This is a genomic window from Roseibium sp. AWQ4_254 (genome assembly GCF_056161025.1).
On sequence record NZ_JBSWYH010000020.1, the window covers coordinates 1 to 26,855 of the forward strand.

General features: G+C 61.9%; 27 protein-coding genes. 9 read left to right on the top strand and 18 right to left on the bottom strand.

The features are described 5' to 3' along the window. Positions 1–164 precede the first annotated feature (164 nt). From ACXAIC_RS15825 to ACXAIC_RS15850, 6 genes are all read right to left on the bottom strand, one after another. Positions 165–1,361, bottom strand: a complete 1,197-nt coding sequence (locus ACXAIC_RS15825) for a thiolase family protein (protein WP_475181611.1) — start codon at positions 1,359–1,361, stop codon at positions 165–167. Then, positions 1,358–2,785 (bottom strand): AMP-binding protein, encoded by a 1,428-nt coding sequence (locus ACXAIC_RS15830; protein ID WP_475181613.1) that lies wholly within the window; start codon positions 2,783–2,785, stop codon positions 1,358–1,360. The genes ACXAIC_RS15825 and ACXAIC_RS15830 overlap by 4 nt, the downstream gene beginning before the upstream one ends. A 25-nt stretch (positions 2,786–2,810) precedes the next feature. Beyond that, entirely contained in the window at positions 2,811–3,362 is a 552-nt protein-coding gene (locus tag ACXAIC_RS15835) for a biotin transporter BioY (RefSeq protein ID WP_475181616.1), read from the bottom strand. Positions 3,363–3,441: 79 nt separating this feature from the next. Then, positions 3,442–4,140, bottom strand: a complete 699-nt coding sequence (locus tag ACXAIC_RS15840) for an energy-coupling factor transporter transmembrane component T family protein (protein WP_475181619.1) — start codon at positions 4,138–4,140, stop codon at positions 3,442–3,444. Next, positions 4,137–4,910 carry an energy-coupling factor ABC transporter ATP-binding protein gene (locus ACXAIC_RS15845; RefSeq protein WP_475181623.1) on the bottom strand — a complete coding sequence of 258 codons (774 nt, stop codon included), beginning with the start codon at positions 4,908–4,910 and terminating at the stop codon, positions 4,137–4,139. The genes ACXAIC_RS15840 and ACXAIC_RS15845 overlap by 4 nt, the downstream gene beginning before the upstream one ends. 114 nt (positions 4,911–5,024) lie before the next feature. Next, entirely contained in the window at positions 5,025–6,434 is a 1,410-nt protein-coding gene (locus ACXAIC_RS15850; protein WP_475181627.1) for an aminotransferase-like domain-containing protein, read from the bottom strand. A 97-nt stretch (positions 6,435–6,531) separates the two neighbouring features. Here ACXAIC_RS15850 and ACXAIC_RS15855 point away from each other — a divergent pair, with 97 nt between their 5' ends. Further along, complete coding sequence (locus ACXAIC_RS15855) at positions 6,532–7,128, top strand: LysE family translocator (RefSeq protein WP_475181631.1); 597 nt, start codon at positions 6,532–6,534, stop codon at positions 7,126–7,128. A gap of 27 nt (positions 7,129–7,155) precedes the next feature. Here the strand turns inward: ACXAIC_RS15855 and ACXAIC_RS15860 are convergent, their stop codons facing one another. Beyond that, positions 7,156–7,344, bottom strand: a complete 189-nt coding sequence (locus ACXAIC_RS15860) for a hypothetical protein (protein WP_475181634.1) — start codon at positions 7,342–7,344, stop codon at positions 7,156–7,158. Positions 7,345–7,490: 146 nt separating this feature from the next. On the opposite strand from ACXAIC_RS15860, the gene ACXAIC_RS15865 reads away from it, so the two are divergent. After that, positions 7,491–8,429 (top strand): LysR family transcriptional regulator, encoded by a 939-nt coding sequence (locus ACXAIC_RS15865; RefSeq protein ID WP_475181638.1) that lies wholly within the window; start codon positions 7,491–7,493, stop codon positions 8,427–8,429. On the opposite strand, the gene ACXAIC_RS15870 is transcribed toward ACXAIC_RS15865, so the two are convergent. Next, a complete protein-coding gene (locus ACXAIC_RS15870) occupies positions 8,415–9,743 on the bottom strand; it encodes an aspartate aminotransferase family protein (RefSeq protein WP_475181641.1) in 1,329 nt (442 codons plus the stop codon). The two genes, ACXAIC_RS15865 and ACXAIC_RS15870, sit on opposite strands and share 15 nt — an antisense overlap. Positions 9,744–9,933: 190 nt before the next feature. Here ACXAIC_RS15870 and ACXAIC_RS15875 point away from each other — a divergent pair, with 190 nt between their 5' ends. Then, positions 9,934–10,350, top strand: a complete 417-nt coding sequence (locus ACXAIC_RS15875) for a YcbK family protein (protein ID WP_475181646.1) — start codon at positions 9,934–9,936, stop codon at positions 10,348–10,350. A 173-nt stretch (positions 10,351–10,523) separates the two neighbouring features. On the opposite strand, the gene coaBC is transcribed toward ACXAIC_RS15875, so the two are convergent. Beyond that, on the bottom strand, positions 10,524–11,750 hold the full coding sequence (gene coaBC, locus ACXAIC_RS15880) for a bifunctional phosphopantothenoylcysteine decarboxylase/phosphopantothenate--cysteine ligase CoaBC (RefSeq protein ID WP_475181651.1): 1,227 nt from the start codon (positions 11,748–11,750) through the stop codon (positions 10,524–10,526). A 27-nt stretch (positions 11,751–11,777) separates the two neighbouring features. Then, positions 11,778–12,974, bottom strand: a complete 1,197-nt coding sequence (locus tag ACXAIC_RS15885) for a penicillin-binding protein activator (protein WP_475181658.1) — start codon at positions 12,972–12,974, stop codon at positions 11,778–11,780. 216 nt (positions 12,975–13,190) lie between these two features. On the opposite strand from ACXAIC_RS15885, the gene rsmI reads away from it, so the two are divergent. The 3 genes from rsmI to gshB all read left to right on the top strand — a co-directional run bounded on the left by rsmI (position 13,191) and on the right by gshB (position 15,695). Further along, entirely contained in the window at positions 13,191–14,108 is a 918-nt protein-coding gene (gene rsmI, locus ACXAIC_RS15890; protein WP_475181660.1) for a 16S rRNA (cytidine(1402)-2'-O)-methyltransferase, read from the top strand. 1 nt (position 14,109) lies between these two features. Beyond that, positions 14,110–14,511 carry a YraN family protein gene (locus ACXAIC_RS15895; RefSeq protein WP_475181663.1) on the top strand — a complete coding sequence of 134 codons (402 nt, stop codon included), beginning with the start codon at positions 14,110–14,112 and terminating at the stop codon, positions 14,509–14,511. Between the two features lie 239 nt (positions 14,512–14,750). After that, a complete protein-coding gene (gshB, locus tag ACXAIC_RS15900; RefSeq protein WP_475181666.1) occupies positions 14,751–15,695 on the top strand; it encodes a glutathione synthase in 945 nt (314 codons plus the stop codon). Positions 15,696–15,700: 5 nt separating this feature from the next. Here the strand turns inward: gshB and dgt are convergent, their stop codons facing one another. Together dgt and hppD are read right to left on the bottom strand one after the other, a co-directional pair. Further along, the gene (dgt, locus tag ACXAIC_RS15905; protein WP_475181671.1) at positions 15,701–17,032 is read right to left on the bottom strand and encodes a dGTP triphosphohydrolase; all 1,332 of its coding nucleotides are present in this window, start codon (positions 17,030–17,032) and stop codon (positions 15,701–15,703) included. A 472-nt stretch (positions 17,033–17,504) separates the two neighbouring features. After that, positions 17,505–18,617 carry a 4-hydroxyphenylpyruvate dioxygenase gene (gene hppD, locus ACXAIC_RS15910; RefSeq protein ID WP_475181676.1) on the bottom strand — a complete coding sequence of 371 codons (1,113 nt, stop codon included), beginning with the start codon at positions 18,615–18,617 and terminating at the stop codon, positions 17,505–17,507. A 127-nt stretch (positions 18,618–18,744) separates the two neighbouring features. Between hppD and ACXAIC_RS15915 the strand changes: the two genes are divergently transcribed. Next, complete coding sequence (locus tag ACXAIC_RS15915; RefSeq protein ID WP_475181682.1) at positions 18,745–19,212, top strand: Lrp/AsnC family transcriptional regulator; 468 nt, start codon at positions 18,745–18,747, stop codon at positions 19,210–19,212. Positions 19,213–19,504: 292 nt separating this feature from the next. Here the strand turns inward: ACXAIC_RS15915 and ACXAIC_RS15920 are convergent, their stop codons facing one another. Continuing rightward, positions 19,505–19,936 (bottom strand): hypothetical protein, encoded by a 432-nt coding sequence (locus ACXAIC_RS15920; RefSeq protein ID WP_475181685.1) that lies wholly within the window; start codon positions 19,934–19,936, stop codon positions 19,505–19,507. A gap of 239 nt (positions 19,937–20,175) precedes the next feature. Between ACXAIC_RS15920 and ACXAIC_RS15925 the strand changes: the two genes are divergently transcribed. Beyond that, positions 20,176–20,925, top strand: coding sequence for a tellurite resistance TerB family protein (locus ACXAIC_RS15925; RefSeq protein WP_475181690.1), 750 nt, complete (start codon positions 20,176–20,178; stop codon positions 20,923–20,925). A 51-nt stretch (positions 20,926–20,976) separates the two neighbouring features. On the opposite strand, the gene ACXAIC_RS15930 is transcribed toward ACXAIC_RS15925, so the two are convergent. After that, positions 20,977–22,080 (bottom strand): citrate synthase/methylcitrate synthase, encoded by a 1,104-nt coding sequence (locus ACXAIC_RS15930; protein ID WP_475181694.1) that lies wholly within the window; start codon positions 22,078–22,080, stop codon positions 20,977–20,979. Positions 22,081–22,165: 85 nt separating this feature from the next. Between ACXAIC_RS15930 and ACXAIC_RS15935 the strand changes: the two genes are divergently transcribed. Beyond that, complete coding sequence (locus ACXAIC_RS15935; RefSeq protein ID WP_475181698.1) at positions 22,166–23,335, top strand: citrate synthase; 1,170 nt, start codon at positions 22,166–22,168, stop codon at positions 23,333–23,335. Between the two features lie 119 nt (positions 23,336–23,454). On the opposite strand, the gene ACXAIC_RS15940 is transcribed toward ACXAIC_RS15935, so the two are convergent. From ACXAIC_RS15940 to ACXAIC_RS15955, 4 genes are all read right to left on the bottom strand, one after another. Continuing rightward, positions 23,455–23,937 (bottom strand): GNAT family N-acetyltransferase, encoded by a 483-nt coding sequence (locus ACXAIC_RS15940; protein ID WP_475181701.1) that lies wholly within the window; start codon positions 23,935–23,937, stop codon positions 23,455–23,457. Next, positions 23,934–24,767, bottom strand: a complete 834-nt coding sequence (locus ACXAIC_RS15945) for an isocitrate lyase/PEP mutase family protein (RefSeq protein WP_475181704.1) — start codon at positions 24,765–24,767, stop codon at positions 23,934–23,936. Before ACXAIC_RS15945 ends, ACXAIC_RS15940 begins: the two co-directional genes overlap by 4 nt. Before the next feature lie 182 nt (positions 24,768–24,949). Beyond that, a complete protein-coding gene (locus ACXAIC_RS15950; RefSeq protein ID WP_475181707.1) occupies positions 24,950–25,414 on the bottom strand; it encodes a DUF1203 domain-containing protein in 465 nt (154 codons plus the stop codon). An 81-nt stretch (positions 25,415–25,495) separates the two neighbouring features. Then, a complete protein-coding gene (locus ACXAIC_RS15955; RefSeq protein ID WP_475181711.1) occupies positions 25,496–26,662 on the bottom strand; it encodes a hypothetical protein in 1,167 nt (388 codons plus the stop codon). Positions 26,663–26,855: the final 193 nt, after the last annotated feature.

Below are 26,855 nucleotides of genomic sequence, written 5' to 3' on the forward strand. Positions count from 1 at the left end.
TTCCGGAAGTAAGGTCGCAAAACCCTGTCGCCAGCGACGTTGCCGCCGTCGATGAGCGCGGTTATACGCACACCAAGCATGACCGTCAACAGCCGTGAGCGAAAAAAATGCAAAAAAGCGAAAAAAGTTTCATGAGATGAATTTTTCTTTATTTTCTCAAGGCGTTACTCTTTATCCACCTTTGCAAACCCACCCTCTGCCAGGAGGCCACTGGCCAGGCCTCCCGCCGCTGCAATCAGGGCCAGACCCAGCGCCGGAGCACCTGGATCCAAGGCTGTCTGCTGGCGCAAGCGCTCATAAAGATGAACGGCCAGAATGGCCCCCGACGCCCCGATCGGATGGCCTCTGGCCAATGCCCCGCCCAGGCTATTGAGGGTCTCCTTCCCAAAAGACAGGCGCGCCACCGTTGCCAATGCCTGCACCGCATAGGCTTCCATCAACTCAACAGCGGTGATCCCGCCTAGGTCCTGGCGGACTGATCCGGGCCCTGTTTTTTCCAGAAGGCGGCGCGCCAGGTCAACCGGAACCAGCGCCGGTTGGCCCGTGCTGCCACCCAGGGACAGCCCCTTCCTGACAAGGACGCCGGACCACCCGGCCTCTGCCGCCAGAGCGCTTGAGACAAGAAGCACGGCCGCAGCCCCATCCGCCTCACAGGCAATTGTTGCGGCCGTCAACCCTGTTGCCTGCCGCCCTGCTAGAACCGGCGCCCGGAGCGCGGCCTTGGTCCTGAGCGGCCGGGTAAAGCTGTCTCTTTTGGGAAAGGCCCCGCCTGCCTGCACCAGGCGCTCAGCCCAAAAGGGAGCTGCTGCCCGGGCCTTGTCATGGGAGCGAACAGCATAGGCTGCCTGATCCTCTCTGGAAACACCATCCTCTGCCGCAAGGCGGGCGGCGGCGTCTGTCAAGTCCGGGTCAGCGAAGGGCGGTGGGGCGAAGGGCGGTCGGGAATAGGGCGCAGGGGCTTCCTCCGGGGTGCGCGGCCGGTGGTAGCGCAAAGGCGCCCGGCTGAAGCTTTCCGCCCCGCCCGCCAGCACGATCCGGGCTGATCCGGCTTCAATCAGGCGGGCCCCCAAGACAATGGCGTCGAGCCCGGCGCAGCATTGGGTGTCCAAGGTCAGGGCTGGAACAGTGTCAGGCAGCCCCGCCCGCAAGGCTGCAAGACGCCCCGGATTGCCGCCGCCATAAAGCGCATTGCCCAAGAGAACCTGATCCACCTGATCCCCAGACAGACCCGCATCCGCCAGAAGCTGGCAGAACACCGGCGCGGCAAGCTCATCGGCCTGAAAGGCTTTCAGCGCACCGCCGCGCGGGGCGACCGCCGTCCGCCGGGCGGCGATCATCACCGCCTTCGGCCGGTCCGTCACGTCTCCAGCTCCAGTGAGGATACAATGCGCTGGATATCCGGCTTGCCGCCGGGGGTCAGCGGCAGGTGCTGGCGGATATGGATCTTGCGGGGCAGCTTGCCCTTGGCAAGCTGGATCCGGCAATGGGCCAGAAGCTGCCTTTCAGGGGCCGGCAGGTCTTGCCTCAATTCAACCAAGGCTTCGATCCGCTCGCCGCGCACCGGATCTGAGATCCCGGTGACAAGCGCCACGGCCACCGCCGGATGCGCGCCCAGAACCGCCTCAATCTCTTCGGGATAGACATTCAGGCCCGAGGTAACGATCATCCGGCTGGCCCGGCCGGTGAGACGCAAATAGCCGTTCCGGTCCAGCGCGCCGTGATCACCGACGGTCAGCCAGCCGTCCTGCCAGCGCGTGTCCGGTGCCGTGCCGCAAAGATAGCCTGAAAAGAGCAGACCGCTTTTGACCCAGATGGCCCCGGGACTGTCCGGGGGATAGGGGGCTGACGGGTTGCCGATGGCAATTTCGACGCCCTTTGCGGCCCGGCCAACAGAGCCCTCGGGCACCGGCTCATGGGGGCTCGACAGGGTAATGAAGCTGGTCTCGGACGCCCCATAAAATTCATAAAGCGCCGCATTGGGAAAGAGCTGCCTCAAGGTCTTGCGGTCTTCATCCAGCCATTTGGCGCCGCCTGCCAGCACCTGGCGCAAGCCGGTCACTGGACCGGAGCGGCGGGCAGCCTCACCCAGAAAATGCAGCTGGGTCGGGGTCGCATAAAGCACTGAGCCCGATTTCGCTCCCCGCAGCGCCGTCAGGATGGCGCGCGGGTCGAACCGGGGCATCAGCACGACCTCCTGGCCACTGACGGCCCCGCAGACGGCCCCATAAAGATGCAAGGAGTGGGAGAGCTGGCCGGGAATGACAATCCGGCTGTCCGGCGCCAGGCCAAATTCCTGGAGCGTAACCTTAAAACTCTTCAGCCAGGAGCCGTGGGAACGCACATAGCCCTTGGGCACGCCACTGGAGCCAGAGGTGAACCCTGCATAGAAAAGATCGCCTGCTGCAGGCGGCCTGGAAGGGGCCGGGCGGGCCGCGGCTGCATCTCCTTGCAATATCTGCGCGGACAGCTGGTCCCCGATCTCAGCGTCCGGGGCAACGGCTGCCAGCACCTTGGCCCGGTGCGTCCCGGGCCAGGCGGGGTCCAGCACCAGCGCGACCCGGCCCTGGCGGGCACAGGCCAGAAAGGCAATCAAGAGGGCCGCCGGATCCGTCAAGGTCAGGGCCACCCGGCCACCCTGCGGTGCCCGCGAGGCCACAAGGGCCCCGGCCGCGCGGACCCGGTTCAGAAAGGCCCGGCGGGTCAGATGCAGACTGCCGCAGACAAGCGCCGGCTGTCCCGGGGCGTCCCCGGCCAGCCGGTCCAGACTGTCACCGACGAAGCCCATCGTACCTCTGACCCGCCTTCCTGGCTCAGCTGCGCGAGAGAATTGCACCGGGCAGGCCGCGCGCAACCGTCTGGGCAATAACGGCAGCAATCGCGACCTTGATCAGATCCCCGGGAATATAGACCGCGCTCAAAGCCGTTGCTTTCAACAGAGGAACTCCCGCCATGAGGGCAATGCCGGGAATGCCGAAGAGATAGACCACGCCAATCCCGCCAACCACTGCCGCTGCGGCAGCCGAAACCAGAATGTTACGCTGCGCAGTCACCTGCATGATCCAGCCAGCCACAAAGGCCCCCACCGGAAAGCCGATCAAAAAGCCGGCCGAGGGGCCCGCAAACACTCCGAGACCGCCGCGCCCGCCGGCCAGGAATGGCGCTCCCAGCGCCACCAGGAACAAGAGCAAGAGCACAGCCAATGCCCCGCGCACCGGGCCAAGCATAATCCCGGCCAGCATCACTCCGAGGCTCTGGGCCGTGATCGGCACACCCAGAAACGGGATCATGACCGGCGGCACCAGACCAAGGGCAGCAATCAGCGCCGCGTAAAAGGCAATATGAACAAGGGAGCGGTCAGTCATGTTTGGGGTGTCTCCAGTTTATGTTTTTTATCCGGAAGCTGCTCCGGGGCGGGCATTGGCCCAATTCCTTTTTCGTTTTTCAGGCCCTCGAGCCACCTGACCTTCGAGGGGATTGCCCCGGGCAGGCCGCACTTAAGGCAGCGCCGGGGGCCGTACTGGGCGCCGTACTGGGGGCCGCGAGCCCCTGCGAGCCGCCTCTGGCCTGCAGGGCTTCGGCCACGTGATCGGACAGCCTCAGACACTGAATAGCAAGCGGCGGCAGCATTCTCCACGAGGAGATTCGGCCTGTGCGCGCACGGTAAGCGTCTTTCAGTTTGCCATGGATCTGCAGCATATGGGGGGCAAAGCGCAGCACCAGGGTCATGGCCAGAGCCGGTTTTTGCGGTGGCAGGCCGATCCAGGCAAGCGGCCTGAACAGCGGCAGGACCGCCGCCTGCATGTCGTCCATTCGGGTGGTGAGCGACACCAGATGGGCCGCCAGAAACAGAACCGTCAGCCGCAACAGCACATTCACGCCGGTCCAGAAGGTTCCCGACAGCCCGTGGATGACGAGCAAGGCGGCCAGAAACACCGCGAGGCCTTTCAGAACCGTGAGCTGCGCGAGACCTTTCCGGCCAAGGCTGCCATAAAGCGCCAGCACAAGACAAAGAAGCCCCAAAAACACGGACAGGCTTTCCAGCCGGAACAAAGCCACGCTTGCCAGCGCAACGCACAGCAATTTCAGCCCGGCGGGGCAGCGATGCAGAAAACTGTTGCCAGTGAGATAGATCGGGATCACAGGGCAGCCAACTCCATCTTGCCGCCCGCACGCCGGTCCAGATCCGCCTGAAACGCGCTCAACACCGTGTGCGGCGGGCCATCCATACGCAGCCGCCCCTCTTCCAGCCAGAGAACCCGGTCAAATCCGGCCAGATGATCAAGATCGTGGCTGATCATGACAATTTTCTGGGGCAGGGACAGGATCTTGTCGCGGATGCGGCGGGTGACCAGCCCGTCCAGGCTGGTCATGGGCTCGTCCAGCACCAGAAGCTGCGGCTCCATCACCAGAACCGCGAGAATGCAGACCAGCTGTTTCTGGCCTTCCGACAGCTCGGCAATGGGGAGGGGCGCAAGCGCTTCGCAGCGATGCTCGCAAAGGAATGCCAGGGCCTTTTCCCGGCTTTCCGCCTTGCCGTGGCCGAGCTGGGTCAGGCCGAAGGCGATTTCTTCTTCCACCGTCGGGAAGATGGCCTGGTGGTCCGGGTTCTGAAAGACAAAGCCCACATGGCGCGGCAATTCGGGGGCCGCTTGCGCGGCATCGGCGCCAAACAGGGTGAGCCGGCCGCTGTACGGCTGGCGCAATCCGTTGAGCAGGCGCACGAAGGTGCTTTTGCCCGAGCCGTTAAGCCCGATGACCCCGATCCGGTCTTCGCTCAGGGCAAGGCTCAGCCCGGACAGGATGGTCCGCCCGCCAATGGCAACACCGGCGTCTTCAAAGACGGCAAAGGGGTTTGCCTTGGGATCGCAGACCCGTGCCTGAAGCAGTTTTTTGCGTTTGGGCCAGAACACCACATGACCTCGCCGGGGGCACCCGGACCTTTGTTCCTGCGCGCCGGAGCGCGGCCGGAGGTCCCGTTTTCTGCCGGGCTTATCGGCCGGATCGCCCGGATTGTCAAAGAGGGCCTATCCTACGGGCCGGGTCAGGGCAGGCAATTCGGCCAATTGGTCAATGGTGGCCCTGACCTTTGACAGCGCTGCAGAGAAACGCTCATCGCTTTCTTCCGAGCCGAAGGTCAGGCGCAGATAGGGGGCCTGAGCCTGACCCTTGGCCTGAAAATAGCGGGAGGACAGAACAGAAATCCCCTGATGGCCGAGCGCGGCCTGCACCGCATCCGGATCAACGGTGTCCGGCAGGCGCAGCCACCCGAAGACCTTATTTGTATCCCCTTGCAGAAAGTAGGGGGCCAGGGTCTCCCGGGCCTTGCGGAAGCGAACCGCATTGGCCTTGCGCTTCACCCGCAAGGTCTTGAAGAGATGCCCGTCGCGGACCCAGCCTGCGATCAGCTCTGCGGTGATCGGGGAGGCCATCCAGGTGCTTTCGCCAATCTTGTTGCGGATGGAATCGCCAAAGAGCTGCGGCACGTGCACAAAGCCGATGCGGCTGCCCGGAGAGCAGACCTTGGAGATACTGGCAATGGAGGCTGTCCGCTCCGGCGCCAGAGCGCCGAAGGCGGGCAGGGTGTCGCTCAAGAACGGCGTATAGGGATCGTCCTCGACAATTTTCAGCTCACAGCTGCGGGCCACGGCCACCAGATCGGAGCGTTCCTCCAAGGACATCGTATGGGTTGTCGGGTTCTGCATGTTGGGCATCAGGAAGACGCCCTTGACCCCATGGGAGCGGGCCACAAGCCGCAGCGCTTCCGGGTCCATGGCCCCGAACCCGCCATCGGCACGGCGCAGGGCCGGAACCGGCACCGGCTTCAAGCCCAGGCTGGCCAGGGAAGAGAAGATGGAGGGATAGGTGAACCGGTCAACAGCCACCGCGTCTCCACTGCGGAACAGCGCCTGACAGGTCACCTGGATGCCGTGCTGGGCTCCGCATGTCACCGCCACACGCGCCGGATCGGCCTCCAGCCCATAATCCTTGAACACCAGAACGCCGGTTTCCCGGTGGGCTTTGAGCCCTTCGGACGGCACAAAGCCGTTCAGCCGGTCGATTCCGGCCGTGCCCGCCATGCGCACGAGCCCTTCGGACAAGCTGGGATTGAGATGCGGATAGGCGAAATTGCGCGCCAGGTCGCAAATGCCCTCTTCATCTTCCAGGGGCACCAGCGGCGAGACCTTGTGGGTTTCCGGGGCAATATAGGTGCCCCGCCCCGTCTCGCCTTTGACCAGGCGGCGCCGCTCTGCCTCGCCATAGGCCCGGGTCACGGTGCCAAGCGTCACGCCAAGCTGATAGGCGAGTTCACGCTGGGGCGGCAGCCGGTCTCCCTGGCTCAAGACGCCCCGGCCGATATCCGTTTCCAGAGCATCGGCAATGGCCAGATAAATCGGACCGCCAGCCTGATCGATCTTCGGAATCCACATTGTCATGAGGACAATGTTTACATTGACGGATACAATTTCTCAAGACACTTAGTATGTCCTTCGCTTTGTATCGATTGTATCCATATTGTTCTGGAGACTATCCATGGACGCTGCCACGCTGCTCGCCTTTGCAATTTTTGTAATTGTCATGACCGGAACACCGGGGCCGGGAAACCTGACCTTTCTGGCCATCGGAGCGTCTGCCGGATACCAGACCGCGTTTCCCGTGATTGTGGCCTCCCAGATAGGCGCCATCACCCTGCAGCTGAGCGTTGCCTATGGGCTTGGACATCTCATGGCGGCCGGGGGCCTTGCCGTCAGCCTCTTCAAGGGTCTCAGCATGGCCTATATGACCTATCTGGCCTGGCGGATCATTTCGCTCACCATCAAACCCAAAGGGGTCGTGACCGAACCAAGCTTCTGGGAAGGGCTTCTGATCCATCCGCTCAGCCCGAAAACCTGGGCCATGAATCTGGCGGCGTTTTCAACCTTTCTGGCGGGGAACGGGCTCTCCATCCATGAAAACGCTATGATTATGGTCAGCGGCTTCACCCTGGGCGGGCTGGTGTTTCACTCGCTCTGGGCCCTTGCCGGTGTCTCCATTCTGGCTCTGATCGGCGACGGCCCGGTCATGCGGGCCATCACCATCTTCATGGCCCTGGCCATGCTGGCGGCAACCGTGTGGGCGCTGTTGCTTTAGGCGACGGGCCGAACATCCGCTCCTTCCTCACTTGGATTGCAGCTCCATCTCAAGGCGCCATTTTTCTTCCAGAGACAGGCCGTGGGGTGCATCTTCCGTGAGGCCGATATCGCGCATCAATTCGGGCGGCAGATTGTGCGCCTTGAGGCGTTTGCGGGGCACGCGGCGCGGGCTGGAAAAAAATCCACCAATAAGCCGGGCTAAGGCTTGAAACACTTTTGAGGCCCCCGGAAGCGCCCTGCTTCCAGACGAACTTTGCCGTGACATAACTGAAACTCCTGATGAACCTGGCAGGACTATCGGCTATTGTGCAGTGGAAGACGAACGAAAGCTCAAGGGGCTATCATAAGGAGTGCTTATGCATGGAAACCCGCTTACCACCCCTTCCCGCCATCCGGGCGTTTGAAGCCGCCAGCCGGAACCTCAGTTTCACAAAGGCCGGCGAAGAGCTGGGCATGACCCAGGCGGCGGTCAGTTACCAGATCAAGCTTCTGGAAGAACGCCTCGGATTTCCGCTGTTCATTCGCAAGGCCCGGCAGATCGAGCTGACGGAACGTGGCGCCCAGCTGGCGGATCGGATCGTCGATGCCTTTCAGGGGCTGCGCGACGCGTTTGAGGACATTGCGTGCCAGAATGCGGGCCAGCTGGTGGTCTCCAGCAACACGACCTTCGCGGTCAACTGGCTGGCGCACAGGCTGGTGCACTTTCAGATGCAGAACCCGGATCTTGCCGTGCGCATCCTACCCTATGGCCCTTATGCCAGTCCCGAATTCGACAGCGCGGATATTGTGGTTTCCGCCTGCAAGGCCCCGCCCAAAAACTGGATTGCCCACGAAATCGTCAAAGCCGAGTTCTCCCCGATGCTGAGCCCGGCACTTGCCGCAACGGTGGCAGAGCTCAAGGACCCGACGGATCTGCTGCATCTGCCCCTGGTCGACCCGCAAGATCCCTGGTGGCAGATCTGGTTCGATGCCGCTGGCGTAAAGGACCCGGATTTGAGCCGGTCGCCCAATTCGCGCATGGGCTCGCAGGCCCTGGAAGCCAATCGGGCCATTGCCGGTCAGGGCGTTGCAATCCTGACCCCCTATTTTTGCAAACACGCGCTGGAGACCGGTCAGCTTGTCCAGCCCTTTGACTTGACCTGCCAAGTGGAGGGGGAGAGCTGGTACTTGAGCTATTCTCCCGCCAACCGGACATCCCGCAAAGTGCGCCTCTTCCGGGACTGGGTCCATGCGGAACTGGTCTGTGATGGCAAGGAACTGCCGGGGCTTACGACCCCGGCGGCCTCACGCTGCGCCTGAAAAGATCCTCGAAAAGGCTGTCTCGAGTTTGCCGGTGATCTCGTCAATCTGCGCGTCTTCCAGAATGAAAGGCGGAGCCAGCAAGATATGGTCGCCCTGGACGCCGTCAACTGTGCCGCTCATCGGATAGCAGATCAGGCCGGCCTCAAAGGCCGCCTTTTTGAGCGCTTTGCTCACCCCACGCTCCGGGGGAAAAGGGGTTTTCGTCTCCCGGTCCTGAACCAGCTCAATGCCCCGGAAAAGGCCTCGCCCGCGAATATCCCCCACATGCGGATGCTGGGCGAACGCATCGCTCAAGGCGGCCTGGAGTTTATCACCCATGGGCGTGACCCGCGCGGCCACTCCGCCTAACAGCTTGCGCACGACCGCAAGGGCCCCGGCGCAGGCGGCCGGGTGGCCCAGATAGGTGTGGCCGTGCTGAAAGAAGCCCGAGCCGTGTTCAATTGCCCCGTAGATTTCTGCCGTGCACAGCATGGCGCCAACCGGCTGGTAGCCGGCCCCCAGCCCTTTGGCGATGCACAGGATATCGGGGGAAATACCGTCTGGCTCATGGGCGAACAGGGTGCCGGTCCGACCCATGCCACACATGACCTCGTCCAGGATCAGAAGCACACCATATCTGTCGCAGATCTCACGGATCTTCTGAAAATACCCCGCCACCGGCGGGACCGCTCCGGCCGTTGCGCCAACCACCGGCTCGGCGACAAAGGCCATCACACTGTCCGGCCCGAGCCGCAGGATTTCTGTTTCCAGCGCCCCGGCCACCCGCTGGCCATAGTCGAAGGCGCTCTCCCCCTCCTGCCGGCCCCGGTATTCGTAGCAGGCCGGAATGTGGGATGTGCCGATCAAGAGCGGCTGGAACGGTGCCCGGCGCCATTCATTGCCTCCCGCCGCCAGTGCCCCCAGCGTGTTGCCGTGATAGCTTTGGCGCCGGGCGATCACCCGGTGCCGCCCAGGTTCTCCTTTTTCCAGAAAATACTGGCGGGCGAGCTTCAGGGCCGCCTCGACCGCTTCGGACCCGCCGGAGACGAAATAGACCCTGTCGAGTACCCCCGGAGCCTGCGCACTCAATAGGTCCGCCAGATCTTCCGCAGGCTGGCTGGTGAAAAACCCGGTATGGGCAAAGGCAATCTGGCCAAGTTGCGACTCAATGGCCCGGATCACATCGCTGTCGCTATGGCCGAGGCAGGAGACCGCTGCCCCGCCGGACCCGTCAAAATACCGGTTTCCATCGGCATCGATGATGTAGCAGCCCTCTCCCCTGACCGCGACAGGCGGGGAGGACTTGGTGTGACGGGGAAAGACATGGGACATGACGTGGCACCTGAACGGATACAAGACGCTTCAAGAGGCATTTGCCCCATTTGTATCAGATTATTAGATATACTGAAACATTTGTTTCTCATTCCTGTTAACCACGTTTTTCATGATAATTTTAATAAAATCAGATGCATTCTTGTGCCTTGGGGGACATCGCAAACCGTTTTAGACAAGGCCCGCCGTCATGCGTCAGCGCCCCTTCGCCTGGATCTTCTTAATCGGCTTTACCCTTGCCCTTGCCGGATGCGGCACTGTGGCCGGGGTCACCGGACTTGGCTGGGCGACCGGCTCCCACAGCTCCATTGACTATGACGACACGTCCTGGTGCGTGCCGCGCAAGCTGAAAAAGGTGCTCAACCGGGTCGCACGGCGCTATGGCAAGGTCACCGTTCATTCCACCAAACGCTGGTGGCTGGAGAACTGGTGGAAAGGCGGGGCCCGCAATTCCTATCACCTGAATTGCCAGGCGGTGGATTTTTCCGTCAGCGCAAACCCATCCTCCGTCATCGCCTTCCTGAAGGCCCAGCCGGAAGTCGGCGGCTATAAACACTATGCATCCGGACATTATCATATCGACACCGGTCCGCGCCGCACCTGGTAAGGTGGTCCTGCGAAAAACAGGCCGCGCTGGCGGCCCGGGTCCCGGCTCTGTGGCCGGGACAGCCAAGGCTCAGGGGGCTGACTGCCATCCCGGACCCCGATCCGTGACCTAGAGGAACGGCCGATAAGTCTGTAGCATTAGATGTTGGAAAGCGTTCAGCCCCCTTGTGCGGATCAGCTGCCCTGCACAGTGGCGGCGGCGCGGGCGATAATCTGCCGGGCCACCTCCGCCTTGCCCAGTTCCGGCCAGTCTTCTACGCCGGTGGCCGTTACCAGGCGGACCCGGTTCACATCGCCGCCCATGATGCCCGTTTGCGGGCTGACATCATTGGCAATGATCCAGTCCGCCTTTTTGCGCGCCAGCTTGACGCGGGCGTTGTCGATCAGATTCTGGGTTTCGGCGGCAAAGCCGATCAGCAGCTTTGGCCGGAGACGGTCATGGTGCCCGATGGTGGCCAGAATGTCCGGGTTTTCGACAAGCTGCAGCGCGGGCGGATCTCCGCTCTTGTCCTTCTTGAGTTTCTGGGGCCCTTCTGCGGCCACCCGCCAGTCGGCGACCGCTGCGGCCATGATGGCGATATCCGCCGGCAGCGCGGCCTCAACCGCAGCCAGCATTTGCGCGGCCGTTTCCACCTGAACCGTGTCGACATTGTCAGGCGCTGTGAGACCAACCGGGCCGGAGATCAACGTGACCCGCGCCCCGGCCTCATAGGCAGCAGTGGCCAGCGCATGGCCCTGTTTGCCGGAGGACCGGTTGGCGATATAGCGCACCGGGTCAATCGGCTCATGGGTGGGGCCGGACGTGATCAGCACATGGCGGCCGGACAGCGGCAATTGCCCCGCCTGGAGGCCATCATCTCTCAGAACGGCGGCTGCTGCGGCCACGATTTCCAGGGGCTCACGCATGCGGCCGACACCAGCCTCGCCCTTTTCCGCCATTTCCCCCCGGGCCGGACCGGTGAAGCGGATGCCCCGCTCTTCCAGAACGGCCACATTGCGCAAGGTCGCCTCGTTCTGCCACATTTTCGGATTCATGGCCGGAGCAGCAAGCACCGGCTTGTCCGTTGCAAGCAAAATCGCGGTTGCCAGGTCATCGGCAATGCCATGGGCCATCTTGGCCAGAAGATTGGCGGTGGCCGGGGCGATCAGAATGAGATCGTGATCCCGGGCTAGGCGGATGTGGCCGACATCCTGCTCCGCATCCCGGTCAAAGAGCTCAGAATAGACCTTTTCCGCTGACAGGGCTCCGACCGCAAGGGGTGTGACGAATTCCTGCGCCCCGCCGGTCATGACCGGCACAACCCGGGCACCCCGGTCCTTCAGGCGCCGGATCAGGTCAAGCGACTTGTAGGCGGCAATGCCACCACTGATGATCAAGACGATCTGTTTGCCTTCGAGCATGACCCCGTCCCCCGGCTGCGGCAGGCGTTAAGACCCCGAGCGGAAATCCCGCGGGGCTGGAGAGATCACCTGCGCGCCCTTGCCCGTCACCTGATAGACCGCAAGGCCCCGTTCGTTCATCCCGTTGGACCTGAAACGGAACAGCCCGTCAATCCCGATAAAGCCGTCCCGGTTGGTCAGAATGCTCGGCTGGAAGCGCTGGGGACCGGCGGACCGGATCAAACCGGCGGCCAGGGTGACCCCATCATAGACAAGGCTGGCATTGCGCGGCGGCACCGCGCCATAGCTGCTCTGATAACGCTGCGCAAAGGCCTGAAAGCCCTTGTCTTCCGGACCCGCAAACCAGGCCCCGGCCAGAACCGGGGTGTTTTTCACCTGCGTCGTGTCCCATTGGCCGGAACCAAGCAGCTTGACCGTGCCCAGATTGGCGCCCTGGCTGACAAGCGTCTGCACCACGAGGGCCGGGACACTTCGCCCGGCAGGTACAAACAAGGCATCAATGCTGGTCATGACCGATTTCAGGGCGGTGGTTTTCGCAACCAGATCGGAGGTATCCCCCCCGGTCATCTTGTAGCGCTGGATGGTGGCAATCCGGCCCGCGCCCCTGCCAACCTCCTGACGGAACGCAGCTTCTGCCACAGCGCCATAGGAGCCTTCGGGAATGAGCGCTGCAAAAGAGCGCTTCTGCTGGCTGGTGGCATAGCCAATGATGCGTTTGACGTCGGTTTCCGGCAGGAAACTCAACAGATAGACGCCCCGGGTTGCCACCGATGTGTCGGTGGAAAAGGCGATCACCGGGACACCGGCCGCACGTGCCGCAGTGGCCGCTCCGGCAACAGCGGCAGAAAAGACAGGTCCCAGGATCAGCTCGGCTCCCTCGGAGATGGCGGCCTGTGCAGCAGCACGGCCACCTTCGCTCGTGCCGCCCGTGTCCTTGACGAGCAGCTGGACATCCGCATTGGGAAAGCTCTGCAGCGCCAGGGAGGCGGCATTTTTGAAAACCGTGCCAATGGCCGCATTGTTGCCGCTGCCCGACAAAGGCAGCAGCAGGCCCACCCGCACGCTGCCCGTGCCCAGCACTTCGCCCGTGACCTGGGGCTGAAGGCTCGGCTGCACCTGGTCTCCCGGCAGAGACCCAAGTGTGGAGCCCATGCAGCCCGCCAAGGTGACCGTGCTGACCCCGGCCAGCGCTGCTTTCAGAAAGTGCCGTCTGTGCTGCTGCACGATGTTGTCCCGTGGTTTAAGCCAAAAAGAGGGGCAGCCTCCGCCGCTCCGCAACCTTTCAAAGACTTACGTATTCACTGCAGATGTGTCCAGTTCAAGGGGCTTTTCCACCGCACATACGCCTCATGAACAGTGGATTTACCTTGCATCGCCCCTCCGCTGGAGGTAGCGCAGGGGAGAAATGCGCCTTTTGCGCCCGGCCACAAGGGAGGCTCCATGGGGACCGACTCACCCGCAGCACCGGCAGACAAGAACCGGTACAGCCTGTCCGAACACGCCTTCCGCGCACCCAATCTGGAGCCCGCGCTTTATATTGTCTCCACACCGATCGGTAATCTGGGCGACATCACAGTGCGGGCGCTGGAGACCCTGGCCGCTGCCAGCATGATTGCCTGTGAAGACACCCGCGTGACCGCGACCCTGACCCAGAAATTCGGCCTGAAGACCCCGCTATTGGCCTATCACGAGCACAATGCGGACAAGCAGCGCCCCAAAATTCTGGCTGGTCTTGAAGCCGGGCAGCCCGTTGCCCTGGTCTCCGACGCCGGAACACCGCTTGTCTCCGACCCGGGCTACCGGCTGGTGAAGGATGTTCTGGCTGCCGGATACAAGGTGGTGCCGATCCCCGGAGCGTCGGCGCCGCTGGCCGCTCTGGTTGCTTCCGGCCTGCCGAGCGACACCGTTCTTTTTGCCGGGTTTCTGCCGCAAAAGGGCGGCCCGAAACGCAAACGCCTTGAGGAACTGGCCGATAGTCCGGCCACACTGATCTTCTTTGAATCGCCCCACCGCACCGGCGCGACCCTCCAGCTGATGCGCGACCATCTGGGCGCAGAGCGCGAGGCGGTGGTGGCCAGGGAAGTCACGAAGCGGTTTGAAACCTTCGAACGGGGGCCGTTGCACGATTTGGCCGAACGCTTTGACGGCCGGACTGTGAAAGGGGAGATCGTTCTTCTGATCGGCCCGCCCGCCCCGCAGACCCCGGACACACCGGCGGAAAATGTGGACGCCCTGCTGCGCGAGGCCCTGACCTGTATGCCCGTGAGCGCGGCCGCCAAAACAATTGCAAAAGCCACCGGCCTTGACCGGAACGACCTTTACAAGCGGGCGCTCGATCTGAAGTCCGGGGATCGTTGAGATGGCCACGGCCCCAAACAAGAGCGGCCGGTCCAAGGACACGGCCCGGCGCCGGAAGGCCCATGCGCTAGGCCTGTCAGCGGAAACCTGGGCCGCCTGGTATCTGCGCCTGACCGGCTGGCGCATTCTGAAACACCGCTACAAGACCAAGGCTGGCGAGATCGACCTGATTGCCAAAAGGCGCAAGACCGTTGCCTTTGTCGAGGTCAAGGCCCGCCGCAGCCGCCTGGCCGCGCTGGAGGCGGTGACCCCGGCCAGTCAAAGACGGATCACGAAAGCTGCCAAGATCTTTGTAACCGAGCATCCAAAGGCCGGTTTCTATACGCTGCGCTTTGACATTGTCATTGTCCGGCCCTGGGCCCTGCCGGAGCGGATTGAAAACGCTTTCGATGCTTTTTCATGATCCCCCGATGATCCCGCAGTTCGCGCAGCTTTTGCGGGCCGTTCTCTCTAACGGTCCTCTGGACAAACCGGTCCGGCCACCGCATATCTGGACCAACCATTCTGAAATCCCCCTGGAACGGGCCGTTACACCCTGGTCCCGGGCATATCTTTGAAAGCGGTCCTCTTTTTGATAGTCATCCGGTGGAGGTGGCCATCAGCTGATCCAGCGTGGATCGCGCATCCTCCGGGAGTTGCCACATGGCTTTGAAAGTAGCGGTCCAGATGGACCATATCTCGACCATCAACATTGCCGGCGACAGTGCCTTTGCGATGATGCTGGAAGCCCAGGCCCGCGGCCATGAACTTTACCATTATACGGCTGACCGGCTGGCCCTGCGCGGCAGCGAGGTCATGTGCGCGCTGGAACCGGTTGAAGTGCGCGATGAAAAGGGCAACCACTTCACACTTGGTGCGCGTCAGCGCCGGGACATGCGTGAGATGGATGTGGTGCTTATGCGCCAGGACCCGCCCTTTGATCTGTCCTATATTGCGGCCACCCATCTTCTGGAAAAGATCCACCCGCACACGCTTGTCGTCAATGATCCGGCGCAAGTGCGCAACGCTCCGGAAAAACTGTTCGTCACCGAATTTCCCGACCTGATGCCGCCCACGCTGATCACCAAGGACAGGGCGGAGATTGATCTCTTTCGGGAAGAGCATGGCGACATTGTCATGAAGCCGCTTTTCGGCCATGGCGGGGCGGCTGTGTTCCGCATCACGCGGGACGATCTCAATTACGGATCGCTCTACGACTTTTTCGATGCCACCTTCCGCGAGCCCTGGGTAATCCAGAAATTCCTGCCGAATGTGAAACATGGCGACAAACGGATTCTGCTGGTGGACGGCACCTTTGCCGGGGCCGTCAACCGGGTTCCGGCGGCCGGGGACCTGCGCTCCAATATGGTGCGCGGTGGCGCCCCGACCGACAGCGACCTGACCGGCCGGGAGCGGGAGATCTGCGCCCGTCTTGGGCCATCCTTGAGGGAAAAGGGCCTCATTCTGGTGGGGATTGACGTGATTGACGGCCTGCTGACGGAAATCAACGTGACAGCCCCAACCGGCATCCGCGCCATCCGCAAACTCGGCGGTCCTGATGTGGCGGCGATGGTCTGGGACGTACTGGAAGCAAAGGTCAAGGGTTAGGACGGTTAGTTTCCGGAAACCATGCGCGCTATTTTCAAGGTGAAGCGGTCCGTCATTCCGGAGACATAATCGGCCAGCGAATGGGCCGCGGAATAGGCATCAGTGACATCGCGCACATCCACATAGGCGCTGCCGATCAGCTGCTGGTGATAGGAATCCAGCTTGTCCGCGTCCCAGCCCTTTTGGGACAGCTGCTGATAGACCGAGAAGACACCGTTCAGCACGGTGCGCAAGGCGTTGCGGCCCTGGACTTCCAGTTCGGACTTTCTCGCTGTCGTGAAAAGCCGGGTGTTGGCCAGCTCTTCCATGGCCCGGAATTCGGCGGCCTTGCTGGACACATCGATCAGGGACCGGGAAAAAGTCCCGTTCATGATCGCACCGTACTGGTCCTTGAACGCTTCCACGCAGGCATCAATCGACGTTCCGATCGCCCGCGCCCGTGCATAAGCGATCCGTTCTTCCGGGGTTCTGTCCGACAGATCATGATTGGAGGCCGGAAAGAGGGCATCCAAATGCTCCAGGACCGTCTCGCTGGTGAAGTCGCCGGATGTATGGGCGTCTTCAAGATCCAGAATATTGTAGCAAATGTCGTCGGCCGCCTCGACGAGGAAAACCAGCGGATGGCGTCGCCACCACCTGCCATGCACCGACCTTTCTTCCAAAAGGCCGACCTTTCCGGCCACTTCTTCAAACAGGCCCAGTTCGCTTTCAAAGAGCCCGTATTTCTTCAGGCCGCAATAGTCTGACGCCAAATTGGTCTGGATGCCGGCCGTTACCGGATATTTTGCAAACGCCCCCAAAATGCCATGGGCGAGGCGCATGCCGCCGTCATTTCGATACATTTCAAGGCGCGTCAAGATCCTGAACCCCTGCGCATTGCCTTCAAAGGCGGTCAGTTCCGCGCGCTGGCCCTCCGTCAGGCCGTTGAAAAGAGATCCGTCTTCTTCGATCTTTTCGGCAAACCACTGACCGATCGCCTTTTCACCCGAATGGCCGAAGGGCGGGTTGCCAATGTCGTGCGCCAGACAGGCCGCCTGGACGATGCCGGAAACAATGTGTTTGTCATCCGCCTCGATCTGACCTTGCTCTTCCAGCCAGTCGCCCACCTTCAATCCGAGGGAGCGTCCGACACTGCCGGTCTCGATGCTATGGATCAGCCGGTGGTGAATGTGGTCATGCTCATAAAGCGGATGAACCTGGGTCTTGTTCGCCAGACGCCGGAAGGGGGCGGAAAACAGGATCCGGTCGACATCTTGAACATAGATCGGCCGGTGCAGACGCTCCACATAGCGCGAATCCCGCAACCGGTTGCAATCAATCAGTTTTGCCCAGTCCACATCCTGTCTCCCCTTCGCAGGCAACCCGGCCCGCCGGTGCCTTTCCCGCACCCTAGCAACCTTGGCCCAGGCAGCAAATGTCCAGTTCAGCCGCCAGCGGGAGAGGGAGACGATTTGCCCAAGAAAAAACCTCCGCGCAAAACGCGGAGGTGAAAGTTTGTGTGCTTAGACAATGCAACAGAGGGCCTCACGGCAGCCTCTGACTATAGAACCCACCGAGGTCCTTGTTCTTCCAAGAAAAATGGAAATATCGGGAAAAAAGTTTGCACCTTTCCGATGGTCAAAAAGGTTAGTGTTAAAAATCAATACGTTAGCTCATGGTCGGTCTCGAAACTTTTTTCGAAACATCAAGTGGCACAATCACTTAGTCAACAATGGGTTGCATCTGTTTTTCTACCCGAAAGCCCCGGCCCGCAAGCGCGAGCACCTGCGGGCCGGGGCAGTCTGATGCCAATCTCAAACGGCAAGCCGGTTATTCAGCCGCTTCCGTGGCCAGGACGCCCCGGCGGATCTGGTCTTCCTCGATGGATTCGAACAAAGCCCGGAAATTACCTTCACCAAAGCCTTCATCCCCTTTGCGCTGGATGAACTCGAAGAAGATCGGCCCGATCACGGTCTTGGAGAAAATCTGCAGCAGGATCTTGGTCATGCCGCCATCCACGACCCCTTCGCCATCAATCAGGATTCCATGTTTTTTCATGCGCTCCAGCGGCTCGTCATGGCCCTGAACCCGGTCATGGGACATTTCGTAATAGGTTTCCGGCGGGCCGGGCATGAATTTCAGCCCGTTGGCGGCCAGCTGATCGGTGCTGTCATAGAGTGTGTCTGTGCCAACCGCGATGTGCTGAATGCCTTCGCCCTGGTATTTTTTCAGATATTCCTCAATCTGGCTGGTGTCGTCCTTGGACTCGTTCAGCGGAATGCGGATCTTGCCGCACGGACTGGTGATCGCCCGGCTGACAAGGCCGGTGATACGCCCGTCAATATCAAAGAAATGGATCTGCTTGAAATTGAACAGGTCCCGGTAGAAGTCCCACCACGTGTCCATATTGCCGCGATAGACATTGTGGGTCAGGTGGTCGAGGTAATAAAATCCTACCCCTTGCGGTTTCGGGTCCACCTCACCAAGCCAGTCGAATTCCGCCGAATAGGCCGAACCCGTGGGTCCATAGGTGTCAACGAAATAAAGCAGCGATCCACCGATCCCGACAATGGCCGGCACGTTCAGCGTTTTGTCATCGCCTTGATAGGGCGTCGCGCCCCTGGCCACCGCATGGTCAAAGGCGTGCTGTGCGTTCACCACCCGCCAGGCCATGGCCGGCGCACACGGCCCATGGGTGTCGGCGAATGTCATGCCGTGGCTACCGGGCTCCGCATTGAGCACATAGGTAATGTCGCCCTGGCGGTAGAGGGTGACCGCCTTGGTCTTGTGCCTGGCCACGGGCACATAACCCATCTTGCGGAAGAGGGCGTCCAGCTTTTCCGGTTCCGGATGGGCGAATTCAACAAATTCAAATCCGTCGGTCCCGGCAGGGTTGTCCTGCGAAATCCGGGCGGGCGGGGCGTCGTGCGGGAACGGTCCCATGGCTGATCCTCCTTGTGGTCACATGCTGAACCAGAAGAATGCCCGCCCCGGCGCGCAGGGTGTGTGCAAACTACGTGTATTTGCGTCATAATATGCACAATACTTGCAACAAAATGGATCTTTACGCATGACATACGCGCTTGATGGCTTTGATATGAAACTTCTGGCGGCGCTCCAGCAAAATGCCGCATTGACCAATTCGGAGCTGGGGGACGTGATTGGCCTTTCCGCCAGCCAGGTGTCCCGCAGGCGGCAGAAGCTGGAAGAGAGCGGAACCATCCGGCGCTACCGGGCCGCGCTCGACCCGGAGGCCCTCGGTCTCACCGTGACGGCCTATGTGGGGGTGACGCTGGGGGCCCACAGCCGGGAAAACGCGCGCACGTTCCGCACCATGGTCACGGCCATGGCGGAGGTGCAGGAGGCCCACACTCTGACCGGGGATGTGGATTATATGCTGAAGATCGTGGTGCCGGACCTGAAGGCCCTGAGCCGGATCATCAACGACCAGCTGCTGCCCCAGGAAGCGGTCCAGAATGTGCGTTCGTCCATCGCCATGGAAACTCTGAAAGACGACAATCTGCTGCCGCTTGGTTAGAAGACGGCCCTTTCTGCGACTGCGCCTCCAGACCGCAGGGGCGGCCTCACTGGTACGGCATCCTTGATGCTCCCCCGTCCGCCGACCAAAACTCCGCCTCATTCAGAGGGCGGACGCAGGCCGGTCTTGAAGGCTCCGCCCCTTGTTCCGAGTGTGCCGCTCCTCTTTCGAGCCGGTCCATAGGCCCTCCTCAAGAGGAGGGAGAGCGGGAGATACGGGTCCTTGAAAAGAGACGGCACCGCGCAGGAGCTTGACCTTTGCGGCGGTTTGTTGCTCCCGGGTTCTCCCTGCCTTAAAACCCGAACAGTTTGATCAGATCCGACCAGACATCCTTGCGCAGGCCGGGCAGGTCCGGGGCGGGCTCTCCCTTTCCGTTTAACAGGCAGAGATCCGAATAGCCTTTTTGGGCGGACACAAGACAATCTGACGGCGCCGGCGTGCCATCGGCCAGGTAAAGCTTCTTACCGGCGGTGGTTTTGACCAGCAACACCAGCGGACTGTTGCCATCTGCCACTTTGAACACATAGGTCGGATAAGTCCCGCCTTGCGGCTGGCCCCGGTCCTGAACCACATGGAAGATGGCACGGGCGCCGGAACGTTTTTCGTCCAGCACAAACCGGTAGAGCTTTGCCGTTGCGCTGCTGCCTGTCTGCGCCAGCGCGCCGAAATAGGCTGCGTTGTCTTCCTGCGGAACCGGGTCATATGCCTCCGCTTTGCCGGACAAACCCGATGCCTGCGCGGGCGCGGCAGGGCCATGTGCGGCAGCGGGCAGCAAGACAGCAAGGACGGCGGCAGAAAACCTGGATCCTGATAGCGGCAAGAGCGGCTTCCCTTGAAAGATGGCGGAGGCCTGCTTGCTAGCCCATGCGATCCGCCAGCACAATCTTGCACCTGCGGGCAAAAGTCCCATCTGTTAGGTCACGTTACGTCCGCCCTGACCGGGAATATTTATGGGAGCCATACATGTTTGATGCAAAATCCTTGCTGGATCAGTTTCTGGGAAGCCAGGCCGGAGGCCCGCAGGGCGGCCGTTCTGGTGCGCCCTCACAGCGCGGCGGATCGGGGGATCTCCTGTCGCAGGGCAAGGATTTCCTGACTTCCCAGGGCGGTGGCCTTGCGCTTGGCAGTCTTGCTGGGCTGATGCTCGGCTCCAAATCCGGGCGCAAGCTGGGCAAAAAAGCCGTGACCTATGGCGGGCTTGCGCTGGTGGCTGGTCTTGCCTACAAGGCCTATCAGGGCCACCGGGCCAACCAGCAAAATGAGCCGCGCCCGCACTATCCGCAGGACGAGTTGGTGCCCTTGGAGGCACCGCGCGGAACCGCCTTCGATCCGGCGGAGCAGCCCGGGGGCGAAAACGGATTTGCCGTTTCCCTTCTGTCGGCCATGATTGGGGCCGCAAAGGCAGACGGACATATCGACCAGCAAGAGCAGGACCGGATCTTTGCCAAGATCGACGAAGCCGGGCTCGACAGGGAGGCCAAGGCATTTCTGATGGATGAATTGCGGGCTCCGCTGGATCTCGACAAGATTGTCGCCAGCGCTTCGTGCCCGGAAACAGCGGCCGAAATCTATGCTGCCTCCCGCCTTGCGATCAACCCGGACCATCCGGCGGAAAAAGCCTATCTTCAGATGCTGGCCGCCCGCCTCGGTCTGGAAGAAGGGCTGATCAACGAGATTGAACTGGCCGTGCGCGAGGCGGAACTGGCCGAATGAGCCTGGGCCGTCCCGGTTGCCAAACCGGGGCGGCGCCACGGGCATGCAGCGCTACTGCGGCACCGGCCCGACATAGTGGGAGGCCGGACGGATCAGTTTGCCGGTCTCCTGCTGTTCCAGCATATGGGCGCACCAGCCGGGTGTGCGGCCAACCGCAAAAAGCGGGGTGAACAGGCTACGGTCAATGCCAATCGCATCCAGAAGCACGGCCGTATAGAATTCCACATTGGTTTGCAGCGCCCGGTCCGGCTTGGCTTTTTTCAGCGCCGCCAGGGCTGCGGCTTCAATCTCTTCGGCAAGCCGGGCCTTTGGGCTGTCCCGCCCCAGCAGCTTCAGCCCTTCTTTGAGAACATCCGCACGCGGATCGCGGGTCCGGTAAATGCGGTGACCAAATCCCATCAGCCGCTCCTTGCGCTCAAGCGCCGCTTCAATCCAGGCCCCGGCCTTCTCCGGCGTGCCGATGGCGTCGATCATGTCGAGAACCGGCCCCGGCGCGCCGCCATGGAGCGGCCCGCTCAAGGCTCCCATCGCCCCCAGCACCGCCTGTTTCGGGTCGGCAAGGGTTGAGCCGATCACCCGGGCGGTAAAGGTGGAGGCGTTGAGGCCATGGTCGAGAATGGTGACCAGATAGCGGTTGAGCGCGCTGATACGGCTGAAGGCGGCGGGCGTGCCGTCCAGCATCCGCAGGAGATCGGCTGCCGCCGACAGGTCCGGATCCGGCTTCACCGGCTGAGCGCCAGTCTTCAGGCGGAAAGATGCCGCCAGAAAAACGGGCAGGGCGCCGCAAATCGTGAGACCATCCTGCCCAGTGCCCTCATCGGGCAGCGCGGCGAGCCCCAGCTGCATGCGTTCATAGACGCTCAGCGTTTCCCGTGCCTGTTCCAGAACCGGCAGCAGGGAATAGGCGGTCTGCCGGGCTGCACCAAAAGCCTGTTTCACGCGGTCCGGGTCTGCCGGAATGTGGTCCTGCCACAGATGGGAGACGGCCTCTTCGAAGGACAGTTTTCCGGCCAGGTCCTCGATCCTGCGTCCGCGCAGGACCAGAACGCCGTTCTGACCGTCCACATGGCTGAGGCGGGTGAAGGCGGCGACAACCCCTTCCAGCCCGGCGGCGGTGTCTTGGGTCATCCGGGTGGGATTTGGCACATCGGTCATGGATCTCTCCTTTGGTTTGCCTGAGGCTGCGCTCACTAAGAGGACCCAACTTGAATTGATCAATATTGATTAATACAATCAATATATGAGCACACCAATCTACCTCTCCGCCCGGGAAGCCGCCGCCGAACTCGGTGTCCAGCCCGCAACGCTTTATGCCTATGTCAGCCGGGGTCTGATTGCCTCCGTGGCCGGTCCCGGCAAGAAACGCCGCTATGACGCTGCGGATGTGCGCCGGCTGAAGGGCCGCCGCCAGGCGGAAGACCATACCGGCGCCCACCCGCTGAGCGGGGACCCGGTGCTGGAAACAGAACTGACGCTGATCAGCGAAGACGGGCCGGTGTACAGGGGCCGCAGAGCCCGGGATCTGGCCCAAACCTCCACCCTGGAAACAGTTGCGACCCTGCTCTGGGCTTCCGAAGACGACCCCTTTGCCGGCAATGTGCCGCATCCGGCACCCCCAATGCCCGCCGGGCTGGCGCCGCTGGACCGGTTGATGATGGCCCTTGCCGCCTGGCCGCTTCAGGACAAGGCCGCCTACACCCTTGCCCCGAAGCTGCTCCACAGCAAGGCGGCGGCCCTTTTGCGCTATTCGGTGGCCGCCCTTCTGGGAACAGAGCCCTCGGACCAGCCAGTCCATACCCAGATCGCCAACGCCTATGGGCTGTCATCCTCGGGTAAGTCACTGATCCGGGCCGCCCTGGTGCTGTCTGCCGATCATGAGCTGAACACCAGCGCCTTTTCAGCGCGCTGTGCAGCCTCCACGCGGGCGCCACTCCATGCGGCGCTGATGTCCGGCCTCGGGGCGTTTTTCGGACCGCTGCACGGCGCTGCGCCGGACCGGGCAGCCGCCTGGCTCGCCACTCTCCAGCCCGAGACGGATTTTGAGGACGTGTTCGCGGACCGGCTGGCCCGGGGCGAGACCCTGCCCGGGTTCGGCCATTCCGTCTATCAGGGACGGGACCCTAGAGCGGATTGTCTTTTGGACCTGCTTGTCTCAACAGAAGCCGGACAGCCCTTTGTGGCCCGCCTGCCGGAACTGATTTCTGCGGCGGACAAACTGTTTGGCTTGCCGCCAAATATCGATTTCGCCCTGTCGGTAATACAAAAAGTCTATGACCTGCCCAAGGATGCGGGCAAGGTAATCTTCTGTGCGGGCCGGATCTCCGGCTGGATCGCCCATACATTCGAGCAGTATAAGAGCCACGAAAAGATCCGCCCCCGCGCCGCCTATATCGGCGAACGCCCGGAATAAAACCAACCTCTGGCTGCGCTTTCCCGGACCGGTGTCCGGATCTGAAGCCCCAGCCGAAATTGTTACAAAGCTTCGTTCTGGACACACCAGTCCGCAGGGCGAACATCTTTTGCCGTATCCTACCCCGCCAGCATGCGGCGCAAATGCACAATGCGTTTGTCGCCGCGCTGTTCCTCGCCCGTCTCTTCAAAGCCGGAGCGTTTGTACCAGGCCCTGTTCGCCTTCATCAGAACATTGGTGTAGAGCCGCACCTCCCCATAGCCCATTTCCCGGGCCCGGTCCTGGGCCATGACCAAAAGCTGCCGCCCAAGACCCTCACCCTGACGGACGGGGTCAACGGCAATGCTGTCAATTAGCAAATACGCGTCCTGCGGCACCAGCACCAGGCTGGCCCCCAGGTGGCCTGCCTCGCCACGCTGCACCCAGACTTCAGCCTCCCGGATCAGTGCGCCATAATCCGCCGTCATCGGCGCAGGAACGGCGTTCATGACCGGGATAAAGACCTCATAGGCCCGCCGGGCGAGATCCACCAGAGGCGTTTCGTCCTGCGATCCCGCGCGTTCAAACCCCTCCCGGCTTGCGGTTTCTGTGTCCCGCGTCATGCGCTGCCCCTCATGAAAGCATCAAATTCGGCGAAGCCTTCCGCTCTTTCAAAACAGCCGAAGGAGCCCCCATCTTTCATGTCTTCTGCCGCCGCAAAAAACGCGCCGAGCGCGATCCGCGCAAGGCCGGACCCGATCGAGACCCGGGCAACGCCAAGGTCGGCGAGCTCCTTGCGGGTCAGATGAAACTGCTTGCGGCCGGCAAGAATGTTGAGCGGCGCGCCGACCCCCGCAAGCACAGCTGCAATCTGGTCCCGGTCTTTCAGTTCCGGCGCATAGACACAATCCGCCCCGGCTGCGGCAAAGGCCTTCAGGCGCGTCACGGTCCTGTCCAGTTCATGCTGGGTCCTGACCGGCCCTTCACTGCGGGCTGTCAGAACAAAATCCGGGGCCAGCCGGTTGCGCAGGTCCGCCGCTGCCTTGATCCGCTCGACCGCCTCGTCAAGCGGGTAATAGGGCCTGTTGGGATCTGCCGTGTAATCTTCGATCGAACAGCCCGCAAGGCCAACCTCAATGGCGCCTTTCACAGTTTCCACCACCGCCTCGGGGCTGTCGCCGAAGCCGTTTTCCAGATCCCCGTTCACCGGCAGATCGGTTGCGCCAATGATATCGGCCGCATGGGCGAGGGCATCCTCCCGGCTGATCAGCCCTTCCGCATCCTTTACACCCCGGGTCCAGGCATACCCGGCACTGGACGTGGCCAGGGCCTCAAACCGCATCCCGTCCAGGATGCGGGCGGTGCCAATATCAAACGGGTTGGGCATCAGGAACGCCCGCCCGCCGTCATGCAGGGCCTTGAAAGCGGTCCGCCGTTCTGCTGCGCTTCGCATGGTCCGATCCTCCTTACCAGTTTCGTCCGGCTCTGCCGCTCTTGTCCGCGGTGCCGCTGTCGGCGCACACGGTTTCAAACAAGACCGGCAAAAACCAGTTCCAGTTTAGAGAAAAAATTGGGCACCGGCCGGAAAACTCTCCTTAAGGAAGATTTTTGTTAAAACGCACCTTTTGCGTGTGTTCAGGGTGTAGCTCGGGTGACCTTGGCGGCGAAGCAACCGCGCCGTGCATAATGCAGATGCAGGTAGTCCGCCTCGGGATTGGCGAGATACGTCTCAATCAGCGGGATGGCCTCCTTCCCGTCAATCACATCCGCCTCAATGATTTCATGCGCGGCATTGAACGCCCGCACGGACAGAAGACGGCTGGAGATGGAAGCCGGAAGACGGTCCGCGTCCGGCTGGCGCGCCACAGCCCCGTCGCGGACAAAAATAGCGTGGCGGGAGCGGTAGGGGCTGTCCCCGGACTGGTGCTCGAAATTCAGGAGCAGCACCCGTGCCCCCTCTGGCGCATCTTCCAGTGACACGCGGCAGGGAAACTGGCCGTCAGAGATATGCGCTTGCACGTTATGCGACGCCAGTTGCCGATCGGACAGGCCGAAAAGCTTGGTGAACGGGTCAGCGGGCAGGGGGTGGATCTGAAACATTGTGGGCAGGCCTCCATTGGTTTGGACCCACAGACCTATAAAAAACGGAGCCACCCAAGACGACCCGATTTGCGAGCCGGCTCACACCGGCCGCTGCTGCCGGTGCCAGGAGGTCAGCAGGATCATGCCCATGATCACCAGATAGGGCAGGTAGAACCGTGTCTCGTAATGCGGGAACACCAGATATTTCGCGCAGACGGACGCAAACACCGCAAAAAGCAGCACCTTGGCACGCAGTTCCATGGCTTCCACAGAGAGGCATCTGGCAAAAAACACGATTTGCGCAAACAGCACCGCAGGCCAGGTGAAGCCCATCAGCGCGCGCACCGTTGAGCGCATCAGAATTTCGAGGTAAGCGGCGATGGAAAAGGGCGGATCAAAACCCTCAAGGGTCGGCACATATTCGATATGGGTGAACCACAAATGGATCCACCAGCCCGGATGATGCGCGCCTTTCGTGAGCCAGAGATAGAGACCGGTGCACAGGGCAAAGCAGGCAGTCATGGTCCAGCGGCCCGGACCGTAAATAGCCGCAAACACAAAAAAGACCCCGATAAAGGCCAGATGGTCGGGCCGAACCAGAAACGCGGCCAAGAGGCTGAGGGCGGCCGGAAGGTCAAGCCTTTCCAGATAAAGCAGCGCGGCAAGCACCAGGAAAAAGGCTGCGTAGAGATCCGGTGACAACAGTTCGGCCGCATAGCCGAAGGCAGAGACCATCAGCAGCGCCACGACGACGGGCCCATACATCAGGCAGCCGCTGCGCCCCAGCCAGACCAGAAGCACGCCGCCCAGCCCCAGGGCGGAGGCCAGCGAGATGAGCCGAAGCGCCTCCACCGGCCCTGTGAAGGGCGCCAACAGGCGGGCGGTTTCAACATAAAGGATCTTGAGCCGGTAGAAGCCGAGCATGGTGGCGAAAGCCGTCGCATCCTCCGCCTGACGGATGCGGTAGGGCCGGTCGCCGGTCAAGGTTGCATAGGCGCCTGCCGGGATATTGTCCTTCACCGCCGCATAAGCCCGCTGGTGCAGGGCTTGCGGGTCCGGGATCTCCGGTTCCAGCATAACGGCCGTATAGGCGAGCATGTCCCAGTTGGAAACCGGAAAGAGATGAACGACGGCGGCGGTCATTACAATGAACACGCCCAGCACACCCCCGCCGATCCAGCCGCGCACGGGACGGTAAAGACGGCAAAGCAGGGTGAAGACAGCCAGACAACCGCCTTCCAGACTGCGTTGGGCCAAATTGGGCATGTTTTAAAAGCCTCGCCGGAGGGAACCTCCGCAACAATCGCAAGGCTGTGTAAGGATGAGGTAAACGAAAGCACAGGTCGCAAACAGCGCAAAACCGCCCCGCCTGCCCGGCGCGGCGATGGGTTGCAGGCCCTCCCCTATGTGGCTAAGTTGACCCCCCCCTCTGCCGTGCTCCATCGCAAAAACAACCGAT